Below are 16,170 nucleotides of genomic sequence, written 5' to 3'. Positions count from 1 at the left end.
CCTCAAGCCTGACGCTGAATGATGATGCCGGCTTCCACGTGATCGAAGGTATCGCCGGTCAGTCCTTGCTCGCGCAGATCGTTTTTCTGGACCTTGCCAGTCGGGGTGCGCGGCAGGACCGGCATGGCCCGGTAATAGCGTGGCACCATGAAACGCGGCATGTTCGCGGCGCAATGGGCAACGAGCGCCGGCCAGTCGATCTCGACGCCGCGTGTCTCGATCACAGCGAGCACCTCGTCTTCGCCGACATCCGAGCGCACCGCAACGGCGGCGGCTTCGGTAATGCCAGGGAAGCTGCTCACCACGCCCTCCAGCTCCATCGACGAGATATTCTCACCGCGCCGGCGCAGGCGATCCGACGTGCGGTCGTAGAACCAGAAGAAGCCGTCCTCATCCTCGATGGCCATGTCGCCAGTGTGCCACCAGAGGCCGCGCATGCCTTCGAGCGTTTTCTCGGGCTCGCGGAAATACCCCTTCATCATGATATTCGGCAGACGCGGCCGATAGACGAGCTCGCCGACCTGGCCTGGCGCACAGCGGTTGCCGGCGATATCATGGACCTCGATGTCCGAGCTTGGCGTGGCCTTGCCCATCGCGCCGATCTTGCGGCCCTGGATCGGGTTGTAGATGCAGTTCTTGATCTCGGTTGAGCCGTAGCCTTCGATCAGATGCACGCCGAACCGCCGCTCGAACCGGTAGAGAATGTCGGCCGGCGCCGGCGCCGAAAAAATGCGGGTGACCTGGTGGTCGCGGTCCGCTTCCGACGGCGGTTGCGCCAGCACCATATGCAGCATCGAACCGAGCGCGCTGGACTGGGTGGCGCGGTTGCGGCGGATGTCATCCCACCAGCCCGAGGCGCTGAAGCCGCGTGCCAGGATCATCGTCGCACCGGCGTAAAGCGAAGCGATACCGGTGGTTACCTGCGCCATGCCGTGGAACAGCGGCATGCAGGTATAGAGCCGATCGGACGGCGTTAACTGGAAAGCTGCCGCCGATTCCTTACCCATCACCAGGCCCATCAGGTTGGGCGAGACGACGCCCTTGCTGCGGCCGGTGGTGCCCGAGGTGAAGCTGATTGCTGCAGTGTCGCCCGGCCCTCGCGCCGGGAAAGCCGCGTCGGGGTCGCCGGCGGCGAGGAAGTCGTCCCAGCTAATCGCTGCAACGCCGGCCGGCACAGTGTCCGGGACACCGTCGATGAAGACGATGGTTTTCAGCGTCGCCGGAAAGGCATCGACTGTCATCAGCACTTCGCCTAGCCGTTGTTCGGTGACCAGCACCGCCGCTTCGGCTCGCTCGATCGGCGCAAGCAGGAACGCCGCCTTGAAACCGGTGTTGACTGACGTACCGATCAGGCCGGCGCGGTTGATTCCCCAGCTGGTAAACAGATACTCCGGGCGATTTGTCATGAAGGTGGCGACCACGGTATCGGGCGCGAGCCCAAGTGCGAGGAAGCCGGCGGCGACCCGGCTCGTTGCCCTATCGATATCGCCGTAGCTGTAATCGGTGCCTTCGAAGACGAGGGCGACATTGTCAGGTGCCTGGCGGGCGCGCGCGGCAATCAGGCCGCTGAGCGTACCGCCGCCGAGGTCACGAAGATCGGTATCATTCACGTCAAATCTCCCCGGCTGATGGGGTGGCAGCCCAGTCGAAGCGGCCGCCTTGGGCCTGCCGCGCAATGTCGCCACTGCTGCGCGGAACCGCGCCCGACCGCCGCACGAACCCTAGCCCGGCGCCGCCGAGCACGCCGTCGAGCCAGTTCGCGGCATCGATCAATGCAGGCAGATTGATGCCGGTATCGATGCCCATCCGCTCGAGCATCTGCACAGCATCTTCGGTGCAAGTCCCGCCTACCAGCGCGCCGGGCGACGCAGGGTGCGCGCCTGAGCCAGCAAGAGCGGTATCGATGTTGCGCATGCCAACCCGCGCTGCTTCCGCCACATTGGCGAGTCCCATGCCGCGACTGTCATGAACTTGTAGGTGGAGCTGCTCAAGCGACGTCAGCCTGGTTGCCCAATCCAGCATCTCTGCGACCTGCGGTGGTGCCGCGTAGCCGCAGGAATCGGCGAGGATCCAATCGCGGATGCCGAGGCTGAGCAGCCGCTCGGCGACGGGGTGGACGTCGTCCGGCCCACGCGGCGTGCCGACCGGGCCGCCGAAGGTGGCGATCAAATAAGTGCCGAGCGTGATGCCCGAGCCATCGGCCACCGTGCGCATTCTCTCCAGTTCAGCGAGTGATTCGTCGATCGACCGCCCGGTGTTGAGACGGGAGAACTGTTCGTCCGCCGCCAGCAGGAACCACGCGGCATGGGCACCGGCGTCGATCGCCTGCCGCAACCCGCGCTCGTTAGCGACACAGCACTCCAGGCTGACGCCGTCCGGCCGCTTGACTCGAGCGAACACCTCCGCAGCATCGGCAAGCCCGGGCACGAGCCTCGGATTGACAAACGACGACACCTCGACGGCGCGCACGCCCGCGCCGGTAAGCCGGTCGACCAGCTCAACCTTCTGTTCGGTCGTTGCCGGAAAGGCCTGGAATGCGAGACGCGGAGCGATGTCGCGAATACGGACCGGGCTCACAGCTCACGCTTCACGCGGGTAGCGAACGCCTCAATCGACGGGTCCCAGAAACCGTCTTCGCCCGTGGTCAGCAGGAACGCCGAGATGCCGAGATCGCGGTAGCAGCGCAGCGCTTTAAATACACGATCGGGGGTGCCAACCAACGCCGCCGAGTTGGCGAAGCCCCCGAGGAGCTTAACCAGCCCCGTCCAGAACACGCCGTCGTCGTGCGTATCCTGCTGCGTAGTCGCCAGTTGGCGCTCGCGGCCGACCGACGCATCGGTCACGGCCGAACGCAGGAAGCGGTTTGAGCCTTGGGCGTCCACGATCGTCTGCTCGACACGGCGCGCCTCGGCCCAGGCGGCTTCGTCGGTGTCGCCTAGAAACAGGCGCAACGACAGCGAAAACTCGAGTTCGCGTCCGTACTTGTCCTTTGCGATGCGGCGGACGCGCTCGATCCGTTCCGCCGTGCCGGCAATCGGCTCGCCCCACAGCATGTAGGTGTCGGCGTGCTTCGCCCCGAAATCGACGGCTTCGTCGCTCTCCCCGCCCATGTAGATTGGGACGTGCCCGCTCATCGGCTTCATGAGGACACGAACACCCTCGGCCTTGGCATAGGCCGTATCCCAGTCGAACGGTGCGTTCCCGGTCCACGCCTTCTTCATGAACTCGACATAGTCGGTGGCCCGTGCATAGCGCTCGGGCTTAGGCGTATAGTCACCCTCGCGGGCGATGTCCTTGTCGGACGAGCCGCTGACGATGTTGAGTGCCAGACGGTTGCCGCCGGACAGGAAGTCGAGGCTGCCGAACGCACGCGCAGCGTGAGCCGGATGCATGACGCCGGGACGATGCGCGACGATCAGGCCCAAACGCTCGGTGACGGCCGCGATCATCGAGGCGGTGACCATGTTCTGCGGCCATAGCGCCGAGTAGCCGATCAGCACCATGTCGATGGCTTCGGACGCTTCCCACTCGGCTGCGCGCACTTTCAGCGCCGCCTGCGTCGGTATGCCAGGTGCGAACGGATTCCCGGTGGTGAAAATCTTCATGGCCGCCTCTCCCAAACCCGGAAGCGACGCCGCTTATGCGGGTCCGCAGCACCGGAACGAGGAAACCATTATACTACGTGTACGTATTACACAAGTGCTCAGCCGACGTCGGTCAGGTTAGCGATCTTCTCGAGCCAACTGACGATCGCCTTCTCATGCTTTGCCGGCATGAGGGCTGAAAGCTTGAGTGACAGCCGGTCGACGTCGGGGAGTGTCGCCGCGACCAGCGCCGCGCCGGCTTCAGTCACGACGAGCCGCACAGCGCGACGATCGCCAGGGTGAGCCTCGCGCGTGATCAGATCGCGCGTTGCGAGCCTGCGGACCATCGCTGAGATTGTGTTCTGATCAGAGTCGAGTTCAACGGTAAGCTCGGCTTGGCTTAGTCCTTCGTTGTCGCGGATCAGGAGCAGTGCCAGGAACTGCTGGTTGGTCAGACCATGGGGCTCGATCAGGCTACTGCTCAGTCGGTCGATGCGCAGCAGATTGCGGCGAAGCAGGCGCAGATATGTGCGACCGAGCTCAAGCTTTCGATCTGGGGTCGATCCGCTATCGATTGTTTGCGTCGTCATTGCGAACACATGACGGTGGCGACACGCGCTTACAAGCCGGTCCGGAGTGTCCGGCATAAGACTGTGGCCTTTCATCAGATCGATCTCGGATCGTCCGCTGTCGCGGTCTCGTCACCCGAAAACCGAACGAGCACCTTTAACCAGGCGTTACCATTTGGCCTAGAGCGTCATTCCGCCCTCGCCTAAAAAGCGGCTCCTTGTGTAGGTTTTCTGTTCCGCTGCTACTCAGACCCCTGCTTCGCCGTCGAGCGTGGTGGACGCGAGCGGCGGAACTTGGGCAGCGGCGCTGCGTCGAGTTCGAACATGTTGTAGGCCCCGTCGACCGGCGTGCGGCTAGCCGCGGCGTTTTCCAGCCGGCCAATCAGCTCGCGGGCGATAGTCTGACGCTCGGGGCGGTCGGCGAGATCGAGCAGCGCGATCGCGTCTTCCTCGTCCATATCTTCGACCAGCGCACGGACGATCAAAATTTGGCGCGGTTCGAAGTTTGCTTCTGCGAGCATTGCGAGGGCGCGTGCACGCGGCGCGGGTAGCTTGAGCAGCGCGTCGAACGCTCGTGCGTGACGTACGTGTCGCACCACTGCTATAGCCCTCGACAGCGATGGCTACATGCCTCTCCATCAAGCCGTGATTTAACCAAATAAAGTTAGCGCATATCTGCTTCCTAACAATGCACAGAGGCGATAATGTCCAGTTTTATATCGCAACTAACATTAGAAAGAAGCTGACGCTCGTAGTCCGAGCACCAACGCATTTGGTGAACGCCCTCCCGGATTTTGGATTGACAGCGCTTCCGACGCGGGGTGGATCACGAATTGTAGATTGGGCTGCACCTGCAACTTACCGATCAGCGCAGCTTGATAGCTGAGTTCGATTACTGCCTCGAGTGCAGCCGGATAGGTCGCGGACGTGCTCGACTCGAGCAGCGTCTGAGCCGCCGAGCGAAGCCGGGGCGAAATGCGGGCAATGCCGACGCCTAGTCCTAGCTTATCACTGTCACGCCCTGCGAACGGGTCGGATAGAGTGATGCCTGCATCAGCGTACAGATCGACCACGTTGCGGTCCGACGGGCTGCAGGACAGCCGAAAAAAGCCGCTCACCAATCGCTTCTCATCAGTGGTCGATTGCCACAGCTGACCATCAATTAGACCATAAACGGCATAATTAGCACCCCGGCCGAATGGTGGGAGCACCGGCCCAGGCGCTACGGAAGGATTACTCACAACGGCGAAACGGTCGAAATGTACCCATCCGCCAAGCGTTGCTGTCAGCGCGGGCATCGTGCCGCCTGTGTCACGGCTGATCTGGCCGATTATGAATGGCCGGCCCGACAAGCCAAACGTGTTAAAGCCTTGCTTCTCGCGCTGCTGCGGATCGCCGCCGCCCGGACCGGCGGGATCGCCCGCGAATACCGCAATGCGCAAGGTCGTATGGTCGTCGGGCTTGGCAGCCAACCGCACGCCGGCATCAGAGATCGGGTACGAAGGGCCGCCGCTCGGCAAGTCGGTCGCGAAACCGGCCGGCCAGCCGAACGTTGAGTTGACGAATAGATTGCCGGTTTCGGTCACCATGAATTCCTGCGCAGCAGTGAATTTGCCAACTCGCAAAGTAGTCGTTGAGGTTGGCGCGATCTGGAACCACAGCTGGTTCAGCCGAGTTGCAGGCTCGGCTTCTAACCCGCTGACGAGCAGCAGGTTGCTGACATGACGTCCCGATAGGCCGATGCCGTGAATGTTGGAAAAGCTTAGGTGTGCGGTGGCGCCGGGCAGTCCGATCAGGTGATCCAAATCCGCGTCGAACAACACACTTGCGCGGCCGAGATAGACTAATCCACGCGATTCTCCCCCTGCGACGTCGGCATTAAGATCGCTCGAATAGTTGAAGGTAACGTCGATCGGTTTCCGGTGATTGCTGCCATTCTCACCCCGATATTGGGGGTTTTCTAAAGGAGCGTCCTGGTCGGTTTGCGCTTGCACTACTGGGGCTGCGACCACGAGATATGTCGCCAAAACCGCTCGACAGCATCGGATCTGGAGATGCCACGCTGAACGCGGCACCAACCGCGAGCGCACGATGGCCGGTATCGCCGCTGCAAAACGTGTCGTCACCCGCTTCGGCCGTCCCGCATCGAGCTCGCCTGATAAATGCAGTGTTTCGGCAACAAGGTCGGAGATATGAGTCTTCGACATAACGGCTCCGAGAAACTTAGAACAATCTTCCTTTGGATGCGATACTCCAACGCAAACGCCTTGTGCGTCTGTAGGGATGGTTGCGCTCAGCCGGTTCCGCCCGACGCCTGACCAGCGGCAGGCTCAATTTTTTGAATGTTACGGGTCGGCGTTCCAAGCGTCAGCTTCGCGCTCATCGCCGACAGATATGCGACGATCGCCGGAACGTCGGCCGCGGCGATCGGCGCCTTGTAGACGTCGCGCATCTTGGCGACTTCGTCGATCCACTGTGCAGCCGACAGCGGCGGCTGGCTGAACGCCATGCTGGCAGAGTGGCACGACGCACAATTGGCGATAAATACGGCGGCATGCGGACCGTCGGGAAAGGGCGTGCTGTCGTCAGGGAAGTCGACGCTGGTGGACGTCAGTGTCATTCCGCCAGCCGAAACCTGCGATGGCCCGGGAGGCGGAGAGGTCTCGACCAGCGGAGGCGGGGCAACCTGCTGGGGCCCACCGATGCCGAGCAATACCAGCAGTGTCGCGCCGACGACGCCGAAAGCCAGCTCGTTGAAGGAGGGAATTCTCATGACCTGATCCTCAGCCCATCGTCACGCGGGTGGTCTCGACGACCCCGCGCATGAAGCCACCCGGGTTCCAGTTGGCGACCATCGGCTGGGTCTTGCCGGCACTGTTCGTGCAGCGCGCCATCACCGTCAGCGGACCCTTGGCAGCGGGCCTGACGATGCCGTCGAAGCGGCGGAAGCTATACTTGCCCGCGTCCGGCCCGAGTTTCGCTGGCGACCAGCTGCGACCGCCATCGATCGACAGGTCCACCTGCGCGACTCCAGTGTCGCCGCCCATGGCGATACCACCGACCTTCAGCGCCGGATCGAAAGCGAACACCCGGTCCTCGGGCAGGTTGGTGATCCAGGCGCGCGGGATCAGCCGGTTGATCGGCACGGTCGGAAAATCCTTCTGCCGCGGCGCGACGTTGGCGAACGGCGTAGCGGGAATCTTGTAGGCCTTGGCCATCCAGTAGCCGTCGTCGGGCTGGCTCAGCACGTCGATCTCATTGAGCATCTTGACCCAGTAGGTTGAGTACCAGCCTGGCACGATCAGGCGCAGCGGGAATCCGTTCAGCATCGGAAGCTGCTCGCCGTTCATCGCGAAGGCGATCATCACCTCGCCATCGCGCGCATGGTCGAGCGACAGTGACTTCGCGAAGTCGGGGGCATCGGCGACGACGGCTTGGTCGAGCCCGGAGAATCGCACCGCGACCGACCCGGGCTTGATCCCGGCACGGTCGAGTACGTCGCGCAGGCGCACGCCGAGCCATTTGGCATTGCCCATCGCGCCGTGCCGCCACTCGCCGCCGGCGACGCGCGGTTCGAATAAGCCACGTGAATTGCCCGAGCATTGATTGACGGCAGCGAGCTCAACGCGCGGCATTCGCAAGAGGTCGGCGATCGGGATCGACAATGGCCTGGCGACATTGCCGTGGACGGTGAGGCGGAAGGCGTCGACGTCCACCGAGGTCGGGATGTTGGCCCAGTGCCAGCGGACGAAGAAGCGGTCGTTCGGCGTGAAGATGCCTTGGTCGACGACTTCCATCGGCGTCTCCAGCAGTGGAGGCCGGGCGCGCTGCAAGATCATCTCGCCCTTTTGCGGGAAGCTCGAGTCGAGCGAGCGTTTGCCGTTCACGAAGGCGAGATCGGCGAGTTTCTGAGCGTAGCCCGGGACCGCGAGAACTGCGGCACCGGTTAGCCCCGCTTGCGTCAAGAAGCGGCGCCGGCTTGAGGCAAGTGTCAGGTCCGTCATCATCTGCTCTTGATTGTGGATGGAGTATCAGTTGACGCCGGCGTGCAGGGCGAGACGAACAGATTGCCTCTCCAGCCGACGAGCGGGGTGTTGGTAGCAACGAGGCCTCCCGTCGCGACCAAGGCGGCGACCAACACGCTGCCGAAGACACCGAAGAGGGATTCTCATTATTAAGACGTAGGGTGTCCGCCAATCCTCACTGGGAACCAGAGATTTGCCGTAATTCAACCCTTGATGAGGGAAATGCAGCGTCCCGCGTTCTTCTATGCCTAGGACTATGGAAAGTTGATCGTCGTCCGGGACAAGCGATGCTCTAGCATCTTATCGTGTTAACAGCCGCCGGGCCGAGCCACCAATTGGTCCGACCCCATACGACGGCGACGCGGCGATATCTCATGATCGCGCCTGGCAAGCCCCCGATGTTCGAGGCCCCGGTCCACGTTCAAGGCAACACAGGAAAAGATACAATCAAAAAAATGAGCTGCAGGCCGCTGCGAGAAGTCATCCTACCACCTCTTTTTGCCAGACCAGGTGAGGATTCGTCTCCCAACTGCGTCTCAATGAATAGGGCGCAAAATGGCCCTGCTTGCTCCAGCCGACATCAGCTGATCTGTCCTCCCCCGGCAGCAGCAGCTAAGGCCGGGGCAAAGGGCGGGCGACCTCCCCCCCGGGTCGTCCGCCCACAATTCAGGCTGCGAAACCTGGTTGTAGAGAACTCGGTTTCTAAGGCCGCCACCGCGATCGATATTGGCAGCGGTAGCGTAGGGCAACGGTATGGGCGTCTTCGCGATCTGCTCACCGTCGATAGAGGCAATAAGGATCGATCAAATGACCGAGCTCGTTAATTTTCAGTGGGGCAACGCTCGAGGATTTACCTACATCGGGGGCGACGCTGGTTCACTAACAGTGATCAATCATCAGACTGTTTCTGGTGAACCGATAGAGTTTGTACAGCGGGTCGACGTTAGGCCGGGTGTTGTACGTTTAGCCGCGATGGCCGGGAGCTGGACTTTCGCCGGTGTCGCATCCAACGATCGCTACACCACCCGCTCCGAGAAGACGCAGTTAGTAGAGCTTCAGGCCAAGATGGATCGGTCAACCTCGACGCGATCAGCGCTCATTTTTCTCAGAAAGTCCGATGAATGGTGGGCATTGACGCAAGACGAACGTCGGGGAATCCTGGAGGAGAAGTCGCACCATATCGCGATCGGCATGCGGTTCCTTCCCGCCGTCGCCCGCAGGTTGCTGCACTGCCGAGATCTGGGCGAAACAACTCCGTTCGATTTCATCGGTCATCTCGATTTTGCGCCGAGCGACGCAGATAAATTCGATGATATGCTGGGTGAACTGCGTCGGACCGAGGAATGGAGCTACATCGACCGCGAGATCGATATCCGCTTGCAGAGTTAGGCCAACGCGCCGTGCCGTCGTACGACCGCAGTGCGCACGGAACCAATTCGTGTGGCCGCGAGTCAATCGCGATGAACGTCGAAGCCTGCCGTTTTCGAATTTCTTTGATTACAATCAAGAGGGTGTCGTGTCGAAGAATAAGTAGGCTGCTGTGATCCGGCCTTCTGCAACGACACTGTAGTCCGTAGCGCCGAACGTCGGCAGCCCCCGGGCTTGCCCCGAAACCCACGATGCCCGGCCTTAAGCGCCTTGCGGCTCCTGCTTGTGGCCAGTCTCGCGTTAACAGAATGATACGTTTCCGGATTTTCCAGAGATAGTAATTCTTTCTGTTAGACTACAGAGTCATCCCCGCCATTTCTTCGGGTCTGGCGCGTGGCAGAAGCGACAACGTCGTCGGTGCCACTGTCCGAGCTATAAAACCCTGCAGCCATCAGCCCCCCGCCAAGCAGGATCGAGACAAAGACCCCAAACACGACGGTAACGACAAGCGTCGTTGTCATTGGCCCATAGCTGCGCAAGTAGAGCAGAGCAGCTGCCACCATCACGATACTGGCGATAAAGAGATAGATAAGCAGGCGGCGGAAGCGTAAGTAAGCAGCGCCCTGCTTAGCCGCCTGCCCGGCGGAGGTAACATGGCCGCGGTCCGCGCTGACGTCGCCTAGAGTCCCGGTGTCGATCGTCGCGGCTGGACGGCTGTCGGTTAAACCTCGCGGGGTGCTGCCATCCGCTATGAGCTCAGTGGCGTCACCCGGCACCATCATCGCGCGATCCTGACATGCTTCGACCAAAGGTAAGACATTCCCCAAGCCAGAAGGAAGACGGCGACGACTGCCATGCCCAGGCTGTTGAAGCTTTCCTTCAACGCGGCCACTCTCAGCCACAGGTTCCCTGACAGGCCGAGGTGCTCGCAGCAAAAGCCTATGAGCTCGATTCCGCCGGTGACAAGAGCAAGTGCGGCAGAAACGAGCGTGATTACGAGATTATATTTCAGGCGCCTGATTGGCTGCAGTACTGCCCATTCGTATGCGCCGAGCATAACGACGCCGTCTAGGGTATCGATAAGCGACATGCCCGCGGCAAAGAGCGCTGGAAGAAGGAGCAGCGCTATAAAAGTCGTGCCGTGTGCGGCCTGCGACGCGGATAGACTGAACATCGTAACTTCGGTCGCAGTGTCGAAGCCAAGGCCGAACAGGAATCCAAGCGGCAACATGTGCCAGCTTTTCGTGATCAGGCGAAACAAAGGACGGAGCAGACGCGACATGAGTCCGCGACCACCCAGCAATAGATCGAGATCCGCTTCATCGAACGAACCGCCGGCGCGGACGTGACGATAAGTGTGCCACACCGACCGGAAGATTGCGATATTTATGAAGGCGATTGCCAACAGGAACAGTGCTGAAGCTGCCGTGCTGATCCCCCCGGCAACACCCTGCACCGATTGGAGACTGATTAGAATTGTGGCGGCGTATCCGACTGCAGCCGCGACGATCGTTACGACGGCTGAGTGGCCGAGGGCAAAGAAGAAGCCAACGGCGACAGGTCGCTCGCCGGCCTGGAGCAGCTTGCGGGTAACGTTGTCGATCGCCGCGATATGGTCGGCGTCGATCGCATGCCGTAGACCGAGTGTATAGATGAGAATGGCCACACCGAGCGTCGCCGGTTGACCTCGAAAAATCGTCGCAGCCGCGATCCAGGCGAGAATATTGAAAAGTCCAACAGCCGCAAGCAGGCCAATAGCGCGCATGCGGACATCGTCTCCGAAAGGCAAGTGCATCACCCGCTAGCGCCAGCTGCCGCGTCGCTTGCCAAGGCTAGAAGCGCCCGCATACCCTCGATCGCCTTCGAGGCCGCCGGGAGCATCGAGTGCCGGGCCGCCACCCAGTTCGGATCATCGTAACCGAGCCACGTGTCGCCCGTCGCATCCTCCCAAACAAGTACACGAAGGGGAAGGTCGAGTGCGACAGTGGGCACCGCCCGCATAAGTGGCGTACCGGTGCGTGGACTGCCGAAAATCAGGACCTGCGTGAAAGGCAGCTGGAGGTCGACCTCACGCGCCGCTGCGTCATGCTCGATGCAGGCGAATACAGTTAGGCCGCGCGCCTCGACAAACTTGCGGAGCCGCTGTGCCGTCACCGCGCCTTCGTCATGGCAGCGACGAATAACCATTCCCGCGGGCGTCATGGCAGCGGATACATGGTGGCATGACGGGCCCTGACTTCATCCATCTTCCGGGCAAGCTCGGACGGCGTCAGAATCTGTTGCTGAAAAAGGATATTGGCAAAAGCTACAATCCAACGTTCGTAGTACGTGAGGCTTCCGACGGCGGTGGCGCCGAGAGACTCAACGCCGCGCCGCTTCGCTTCGGTGCTAATAATTTTGTTATAATCGAGCACGTCCGCAAGCGCGTGACAGCGTTTTTCCCATGGCAGTAGTTCATGATCGGATGTGTCGACGGGATCGGCCGCCAGTCCTCCAATATCGTTCGGAAGGCGATTGATGAGATGCTCGGTATCGGTCATGTTAGTTCCCCCGTGGGCGCGGCACGCGCAGGGACGACCCCAATCATCGCGTCACGCGTCACAAGCGTCGCGAGCTGCGCCTCGGTGAAACCCTCGGTCCCCACAGGGCGCTGCGGGAGAACAAGGAAACGCACAATAGCAGTAGAGTCACTGACCCTGATCTCCACCTCGTCAGGAATTATAGTCCCGAATTCGGCGAGGACCTTGCGTGGTTCATAGACCGCGCGAGCGCGGTATGGTTTCTGTTTGTACCAATCGGGCGGGAGCCCAAGAATCGGCCTCGGATAACAGGAACAAAGCGTACAAACGATCAGGTTATGAACGTGGTCGGTATTCTCGAGCACTATCAGCTCGGTCTCATCATACGAACTGATGCCGAACTCCTCGCAGGCCTTACGACCGTTTTGGAGAAGCCGTTGCTTGAACTCCGGGTCGGACCAGGCACGAGCGACGACCTGCGCACCGAGTGCTTCGGAGCGCGAATCTAGCACCTCGAGCTGCCGCCGGATTTCTTCCGGGCGGATCAGGCCGTTTTCGATGAGCAGCTCCCTTACCGCCGTCTCCATGACGTCGTAATAGCCCGGCGCCTCATCTTGCTCGTCGTGAGCATGGTCGAAACCGTGATCGTGCGCAGACATCAAACCACCCTTTCTAGCCAATTCTCAAAGACTTCGACGTGAAGGCTGTCGCGAGACGAGAAGCTGTAATGGCTCCAGACTTCCGACATAATCAGGGCAAGGCGGTAGTAATGCCGCTTCATGCCGGCATCGTGGCCGAAGCCCTCCTCCTCGTTGTCCACCGCCACCGGCGTAATGATCGCGGTGACAACGCCGGTTTTGCCGCGCAGATAGGTCGGCACCCGGTAATGGCCTATCGGCGAGCGCGTCCCAATGCGAACCCGGTCACCGACAGCGAACACCGGCTGCTCTCCCAGCGCAAACACAACGCCAGATGCGTACCGCGAGGATGGGCTCTTCGCTTTTTCCACGATCAACTCCTCAGCTATCCTCAACAACCACTGCCCGGTAGCGGGCTAGATTATTCGCGTCACTTCGTGCGGATGCGAGACCATCACGACATGCATTTTGAGCTTCGATTAGGAAGACGCATCCGCCGAGCAAAACCTCACGCGAACCGGCATTTATGTGCTGAACATCCTACCGCAGGTGCTGTTCGAAGAAGGCACCGGGGGCGCGTTTGCTGCAGCTGCGTCGAGGCGTCGTAATTCGTGCTATGTGGCGCGCGCAGGCTTGTGAACAGCTTGAATAGACGATCGACCTTGAGCGTAGTCAGCCTGATTGGCCTTCTGCATGGTAAGCAGCACGCTTCTGACACTGCAACTAAATGTCTCATCAACGTGCTGCCCGGTTACATCGCCGGGCGGCATCAGCGCGCTGCCGCAAGCGTTAATATCAACACGCTGAGCTGGCCGTAACGAGCCATGATCGCTGCGAATAGCCTGTCGACATCCACAAGCCGGCCGGCATCCGCCCGGATCCCCATTGCGCCGGAAATTTCAGCGATTGCGGCGTCGAGTTCGAGCTGGCGTCGTCTGGGTATGATCAACTGTGCGCCTTTGGCGGCGAGATGCGATACTGTCGCAATCCCAATCTCCCATGTGCCGCCGGTTACCAACGCCACCCTGCCGCTTAAGCTCATCGCGATCTGCTCCTTCTTGGCTGAAGCACGATCCCAAGGAGCGGCGCACCGGGTCTCATACTGACGACGCGGTGCGTTGAACAATCTTCATTCACAACTACCTCTTGTCGCAAATTAAATGGAATGCTCGCCGTCAACGGAAGACGACCTCCTACGATACCGAAGGACTTGTTTGTTGGAGATAACCTCCTGCTTACAGAGCAAAGCACCAGCCCCAAGCCTCAGCCGAAACGTTCGACATCAGGAGCAAGCTTGTTGGGCACGATGGCGATGGGCGTTCGGGGCAGGCAAGCCGCCCTTTCTTGATGTCCTGAACAAGGACAAGCACCAAGTCACTGCGCCGCCGTTTGTAAACTATTTTAATCCAGGTGCCTCAGTGCATGAGGATTGCCTGACACGCTGCGTCTAATTTGACGAGACCTCATGACGAGGCCGACGAGAAGGGACACTCCATGAGCACAGTCAAGATCAAGGACGGAGCCTCAATCTTTTACCGGGATTGGGGCACTGGCCCGGTGGTCATGTTCTCGCACGGCTGGCCGCTCAACGCTGACGCGTGGGAGGACCAGATGTTCACCCTCGCCTCGCAGGGCTTCCGCTGCATCGCACACGACCGTCGCGGCCACGGGCGCTCCAGCCAGACTTGGGATGGCAACGATATGGACACCTATGCCGACGATCTGGCGGCGCTGGTCCAAGCGCTCGACCTAAAAGACGTGATGCACATCGGCCATTCGACCGGCGGGGGCGAGGTGGCTCGCTATATCGGTCGGCACGGCACCAGCCGGGTCAGCAAGGCAATGCTCTTGGGCGCAATCCCGCCCGTGATGCTAAAATCGAGCACCAACCCGCACGGCACCCCGCGCGAGGCCTTCGACGAGATCCGTGCCGGCGTCGCTGCTGACCGGTCTCAATATTACCACGACCTAAGCATGCCCTTCTACGGCTACAACCGTCCTGGTGCCAAAATCTCGGAGGGTATCCGCGACGCTTTCTGGGAGCAGTCCATGAGCGCCGGCCTTAAAGGTGCCTACGACTGTATCAAGCAGTTTTCCGAGCAGGACTTTACCGAGGACCTCAAGAGGCTCGATGTGCCGACCCTGATCATCCACGGCGATGACGATCAGATCGTGCCAATCGATGCCGCCGGTCGCCTATCCGTGCAGCAGGTCAAAGGCGCAACCCTGAAGGTCTATCCTGGTGCACCTCACGGTCTGATGGTAACGCATCGCGACCAGTTCAATAACGATCTTCTGACGTTCGCCCGCAGCTGACGCCCGTACTTCGTCCGCGCTGAAACGCCTTCGTGTTTTGCAGTCGGGTGGCCGCTCCAGGCGAGTGCGCGCCCGAAAGGAGATCCCATGCACCGTTCATTGGTCACCCGCTGTACCGGTACCAAGCCCTCCGCGCAAAGCCGCTACGCGGGCCTCGCCTCAATAACGCTGATCGCTATTGCTTTGATAACGGCTCCCGCGTGGGGCGGGGGCAAGTTGACCCCATATGACCTAATTAACAAGGCTGCTGAGAGCTCACCAATCACCGTCCACCAGCTGCGTGGTGGCGTTTCGATGCTGGAGGGATCGGGCGGCAACATCGGCGTGCTCGAGCAGCCGGGGGGCGTGCTTATGGTAGACGCCGGCATCGCCGTTTCGGAGGCGAGGATCAAAGCGGCGCTGCAGGACCTTGGCCCTGCGCCGCTCAAGACCGTCATCCTCACGCATTGGCATTGGGACCACAGTGACGGCGATGCTTGGGTCCGACGTGCAGGGGCCACGCTTATCGCAGACCCAAGGGCGATTCAGCGGCTCCGGGAAACCAATCGCATCGTCGAGTGGGGTCACACCTTCACCCCGATTTCGGCAGAGAGTCTGCCCAACGAGGCCGTGGCAGGCGACCGGTCATTGCCGTTCGGGACCGAGACGGCTTTGATCCGTCACTACGGCGCCGGACACACGGACGGCGACCTCTCAGTGTATTTCAAAAGAGCCGACATCCTCCAAACAGGTGATACTTTCTGGAACGGGGTCTATCCGTTTATCGACTACGTTACCGGGGGCAGCATCGATGGAGCGGTTGATGCGGCCAACGAGAACCTCCGCTTGGCCCGGCAAACCAGCGTTATCATCCCCGGCCACGGCCCGGTCGGCAACTACAAGTCGTTAGTCGCCTTTCGCGACATGCTGGTGAATGTTCGCGCCAAGGTAGCCAAACTCAAGGCACGAGGGATGTCCCTCAAGGATGTCCAGCGTGCACGTCCTACCGCGTCGCTCGACGCAGTATGGGGTCAATCCGTGATCGACGGAGAGCTGTTCACTGCCCTTGTCTATCGTGGCGTCGCTATGCCGAAGCCGAAGCCGAACAGGTAGTCAATCGGAAGCCAGTGCCAACTCCGTCTGATTGGGAGAAACAGCCGACGGAGCAGAGG

18 protein-coding genes are annotated in these 16,170 nt (G+C 60.9%); 3 read left to right on the top strand and 15 right to left on the bottom strand.

Annotation, left to right across the window (positions count from 1 at the left end; all coding sequences use genetic code 11):
- Positions 1 to 2: 2 nt before the first annotated feature.
- From KZX46_RS00515 to KZX46_RS00480, 8 genes are all read right to left on the bottom strand, one after another.
- Entirely contained in the window at positions 3 to 1,610 is a 1,608-nt protein-coding gene (locus KZX46_RS00515; RefSeq protein WP_219774041.1) for an AMP-binding protein, read from the bottom strand.
- 1 nt (position 1,611) lies between these two features.
- Positions 1,612 to 2,577, bottom strand: coding sequence for a hypothetical protein (locus KZX46_RS00510; RefSeq protein ID WP_219774040.1), 966 nt, complete (start codon positions 2,575 to 2,577; stop codon positions 1,612 to 1,614).
- Entirely contained in the window at positions 2,574 to 3,620 is a 1,047-nt protein-coding gene (locus tag KZX46_RS00505; protein ID WP_226895867.1) for an LLM class flavin-dependent oxidoreductase, read from the bottom strand. The genes KZX46_RS00510 and KZX46_RS00505 overlap by 4 nt, the downstream gene beginning before the upstream one ends.
- A gap of 83 nt (positions 3,621 to 3,703) precedes the next feature.
- A complete protein-coding gene (locus tag KZX46_RS00500; protein WP_226895866.1) occupies positions 3,704 to 4,249 on the bottom strand; it encodes a MarR family winged helix-turn-helix transcriptional regulator in 546 nt (181 codons plus the stop codon).
- 146 nt (positions 4,250 to 4,395) lie between these two features.
- Positions 4,396 to 4,638, bottom strand: a complete 243-nt coding sequence (locus tag KZX46_RS00495; protein ID WP_219774039.1) for a hypothetical protein — start codon at positions 4,636 to 4,638, stop codon at positions 4,396 to 4,398.
- 246 nt (positions 4,639 to 4,884) lie between these two features.
- Positions 4,885 to 6,360, bottom strand: coding sequence for a carbohydrate porin (locus KZX46_RS00490; protein ID WP_219774038.1), 1,476 nt, complete (start codon positions 6,358 to 6,360; stop codon positions 4,885 to 4,887).
- A gap of 86 nt (positions 6,361 to 6,446) precedes the next feature.
- On the bottom strand, positions 6,447 to 6,926 hold the full coding sequence (locus tag KZX46_RS00485) for a hypothetical protein (protein WP_219774037.1): 480 nt from the start codon (positions 6,924 to 6,926) through the stop codon (positions 6,447 to 6,449).
- 10 nt (positions 6,927 to 6,936) lie between these two features.
- Positions 6,937 to 8,157 carry a molybdopterin-dependent oxidoreductase gene (locus tag KZX46_RS00480; protein WP_219774036.1) on the bottom strand — a complete coding sequence of 407 codons (1,221 nt, stop codon included), beginning with the start codon at positions 8,155 to 8,157 and terminating at the stop codon, positions 6,937 to 6,939.
- An 828-nt stretch (positions 8,158 to 8,985) separates the two neighbouring features.
- Between KZX46_RS00480 and KZX46_RS00475 the strand changes: the two genes are divergently transcribed.
- Positions 8,986 to 9,567 carry a chlorite dismutase family protein gene (locus KZX46_RS00475; RefSeq protein WP_219774035.1) on the top strand — a complete coding sequence of 194 codons (582 nt, stop codon included), beginning with the start codon at positions 8,986 to 8,988 and terminating at the stop codon, positions 9,565 to 9,567.
- A gap of 329 nt (positions 9,568 to 9,896) precedes the next feature.
- Here KZX46_RS00475 and KZX46_RS00470 read toward each other — a convergent pair whose 3' ends face one another.
- The 7 genes from KZX46_RS00470 to KZX46_RS00440 form a co-directional block, all read right to left on the bottom strand.
- A complete protein-coding gene (locus KZX46_RS00470) occupies positions 9,897 to 10,328 on the bottom strand; it encodes a hypothetical protein (RefSeq protein ID WP_219774034.1) in 432 nt (143 codons plus the stop codon).
- On the bottom strand, positions 10,325 to 11,311 hold the full coding sequence (locus tag KZX46_RS00465; protein WP_226895865.1) for a HoxN/HupN/NixA family nickel/cobalt transporter: 987 nt from the start codon (positions 11,309 to 11,311) through the stop codon (positions 10,325 to 10,327). Before KZX46_RS00465 ends, KZX46_RS00470 begins: the two co-directional genes overlap by 4 nt.
- A 29-nt stretch (positions 11,312 to 11,340) precedes the next feature.
- Positions 11,341 to 11,733 carry a DUF302 domain-containing protein gene (locus KZX46_RS00460; protein WP_219774032.1) on the bottom strand — a complete coding sequence of 131 codons (393 nt, stop codon included), beginning with the start codon at positions 11,731 to 11,733 and terminating at the stop codon, positions 11,341 to 11,343.
- An 11-nt stretch (positions 11,734 to 11,744) separates the two neighbouring features.
- Entirely contained in the window at positions 11,745 to 12,086 is a 342-nt protein-coding gene (locus KZX46_RS00455; RefSeq protein WP_219774031.1) for an SH3-like domain-containing protein, read from the bottom strand.
- The gene (nthA, locus tag KZX46_RS00450; RefSeq protein ID WP_219774030.1) at positions 12,083 to 12,724 is read right to left on the bottom strand and encodes a nitrile hydratase subunit alpha; all 642 of its coding nucleotides are present in this window, start codon (positions 12,722 to 12,724) and stop codon (positions 12,083 to 12,085) included. The genes KZX46_RS00455 and nthA overlap by 4 nt, the downstream gene beginning before the upstream one ends.
- Positions 12,724 to 13,074 (bottom strand): SH3-like domain-containing protein, encoded by a 351-nt coding sequence (locus KZX46_RS00445; protein ID WP_219774029.1) that lies wholly within the window; start codon positions 13,072 to 13,074, stop codon positions 12,724 to 12,726. The genes nthA and KZX46_RS00445 overlap by 1 nt, the downstream gene beginning before the upstream one ends.
- A 398-nt stretch (positions 13,075 to 13,472) precedes the next feature.
- Positions 13,473 to 13,829: an SDR family NAD(P)-dependent oxidoreductase gene (locus KZX46_RS00440; RefSeq protein WP_219774028.1), complete on the bottom strand. Its 357-nt coding sequence runs from the start codon at positions 13,827 to 13,829 to the stop codon at positions 13,473 to 13,475.
- 368 nt (positions 13,830 to 14,197) lie between these two features.
- Between KZX46_RS00440 and KZX46_RS00435 the strand changes: the two genes are divergently transcribed.
- Both KZX46_RS00435 and KZX46_RS00430 read left to right on the top strand, forming a co-directional pair.
- Positions 14,198 to 15,019, top strand: a complete 822-nt coding sequence (locus KZX46_RS00435) for an alpha/beta fold hydrolase (protein ID WP_219774027.1) — start codon at positions 14,198 to 14,200, stop codon at positions 15,017 to 15,019.
- Between the two features lie 87 nt (positions 15,020 to 15,106).
- Positions 15,107 to 16,111: an MBL fold metallo-hydrolase gene (locus tag KZX46_RS00430; RefSeq protein ID WP_219774026.1), complete on the top strand. Its 1,005-nt coding sequence runs from the start codon at positions 15,107 to 15,109 to the stop codon at positions 16,109 to 16,111.
- Positions 16,112 to 16,170 lie beyond the last annotated feature (59 nt).

The organism is Polymorphobacter sp. PAMC 29334, assembly GCF_019431245.1.
GTDB lineage: Bacteria > Pseudomonadota > Alphaproteobacteria > Sphingomonadales > Sphingomonadaceae > Polymorphobacter_B > Polymorphobacter_B megasporae.
Note: the sequence above shows the minus strand (reverse complement) of the source record. Positions and strands in the feature narration are given on the sequence as shown.

Bases quoted from the DNA above. Each gene is read 5' to 3' on its own strand.
- KZX46_RS00500 (WP_226895866.1), bottom strand. From the start codon at position 4,249: ATGAAAGGCCACAGTCTTATGCCGGACACTCCGGACCGGCTTGTAAGC.
- KZX46_RS00490 (WP_219774038.1), bottom strand. From the start codon at position 6,360: ATGTCGAAGACTCATATCTCCGACCTTGTTGCCGAAACACTGCATTTA.
- KZX46_RS00485 (WP_219774037.1), bottom strand. From the start codon at position 6,926: ATGAGAATTCCCTCCTTCAACGAGCTGGCTTTCGGCGTCGTCGGCGCG.
- KZX46_RS00480 (WP_219774036.1), bottom strand. From the start codon at position 8,157: ATGACGGACCTGACACTTGCCTCAAGCCGGCGCCGCTTCTTGACGCAA.
- KZX46_RS00475 (WP_219774035.1), top strand. From the start codon at position 8,986: ATGACCGAGCTCGTTAATTTTCAGTGGGGCAACGCTCGAGGATTTACC.
- KZX46_RS00470 (WP_219774034.1), bottom strand. From the start codon at position 10,328: ATGATGGTGCCGGGTGACGCCACTGAGCTCATAGCGGATGGCAGCACC.
- KZX46_RS00465 (WP_226895865.1), bottom strand. From the start codon at position 11,311: ATGCGCGCTATTGGCCTGCTTGCGGCTGTTGGACTTTTCAATATTCTC.
- KZX46_RS00460 (WP_219774032.1), bottom strand. From the start codon at position 11,733: ATGGTTATTCGTCGCTGCCATGACGAAGGCGCGGTGACGGCACAGCGG.
- KZX46_RS00455 (WP_219774031.1), bottom strand. From the start codon at position 12,086: ATGACCGATACCGAGCATCTCATCAATCGCCTTCCGAACGATATTGGA.
- nthA (WP_219774030.1), bottom strand. From the start codon at position 12,724: ATGTCTGCGCACGATCACGGTTTCGACCATGCTCACGACGAGCAAGAT.
- KZX46_RS00435 (WP_219774027.1), top strand. From the start codon at position 14,198: ATGAGCACAGTCAAGATCAAGGACGGAGCCTCAATCTTTTACCGGGAT.
- KZX46_RS00430 (WP_219774026.1), top strand. From the start codon at position 15,107: ATGCACCGTTCATTGGTCACCCGCTGTACCGGTACCAAGCCCTCCGCG.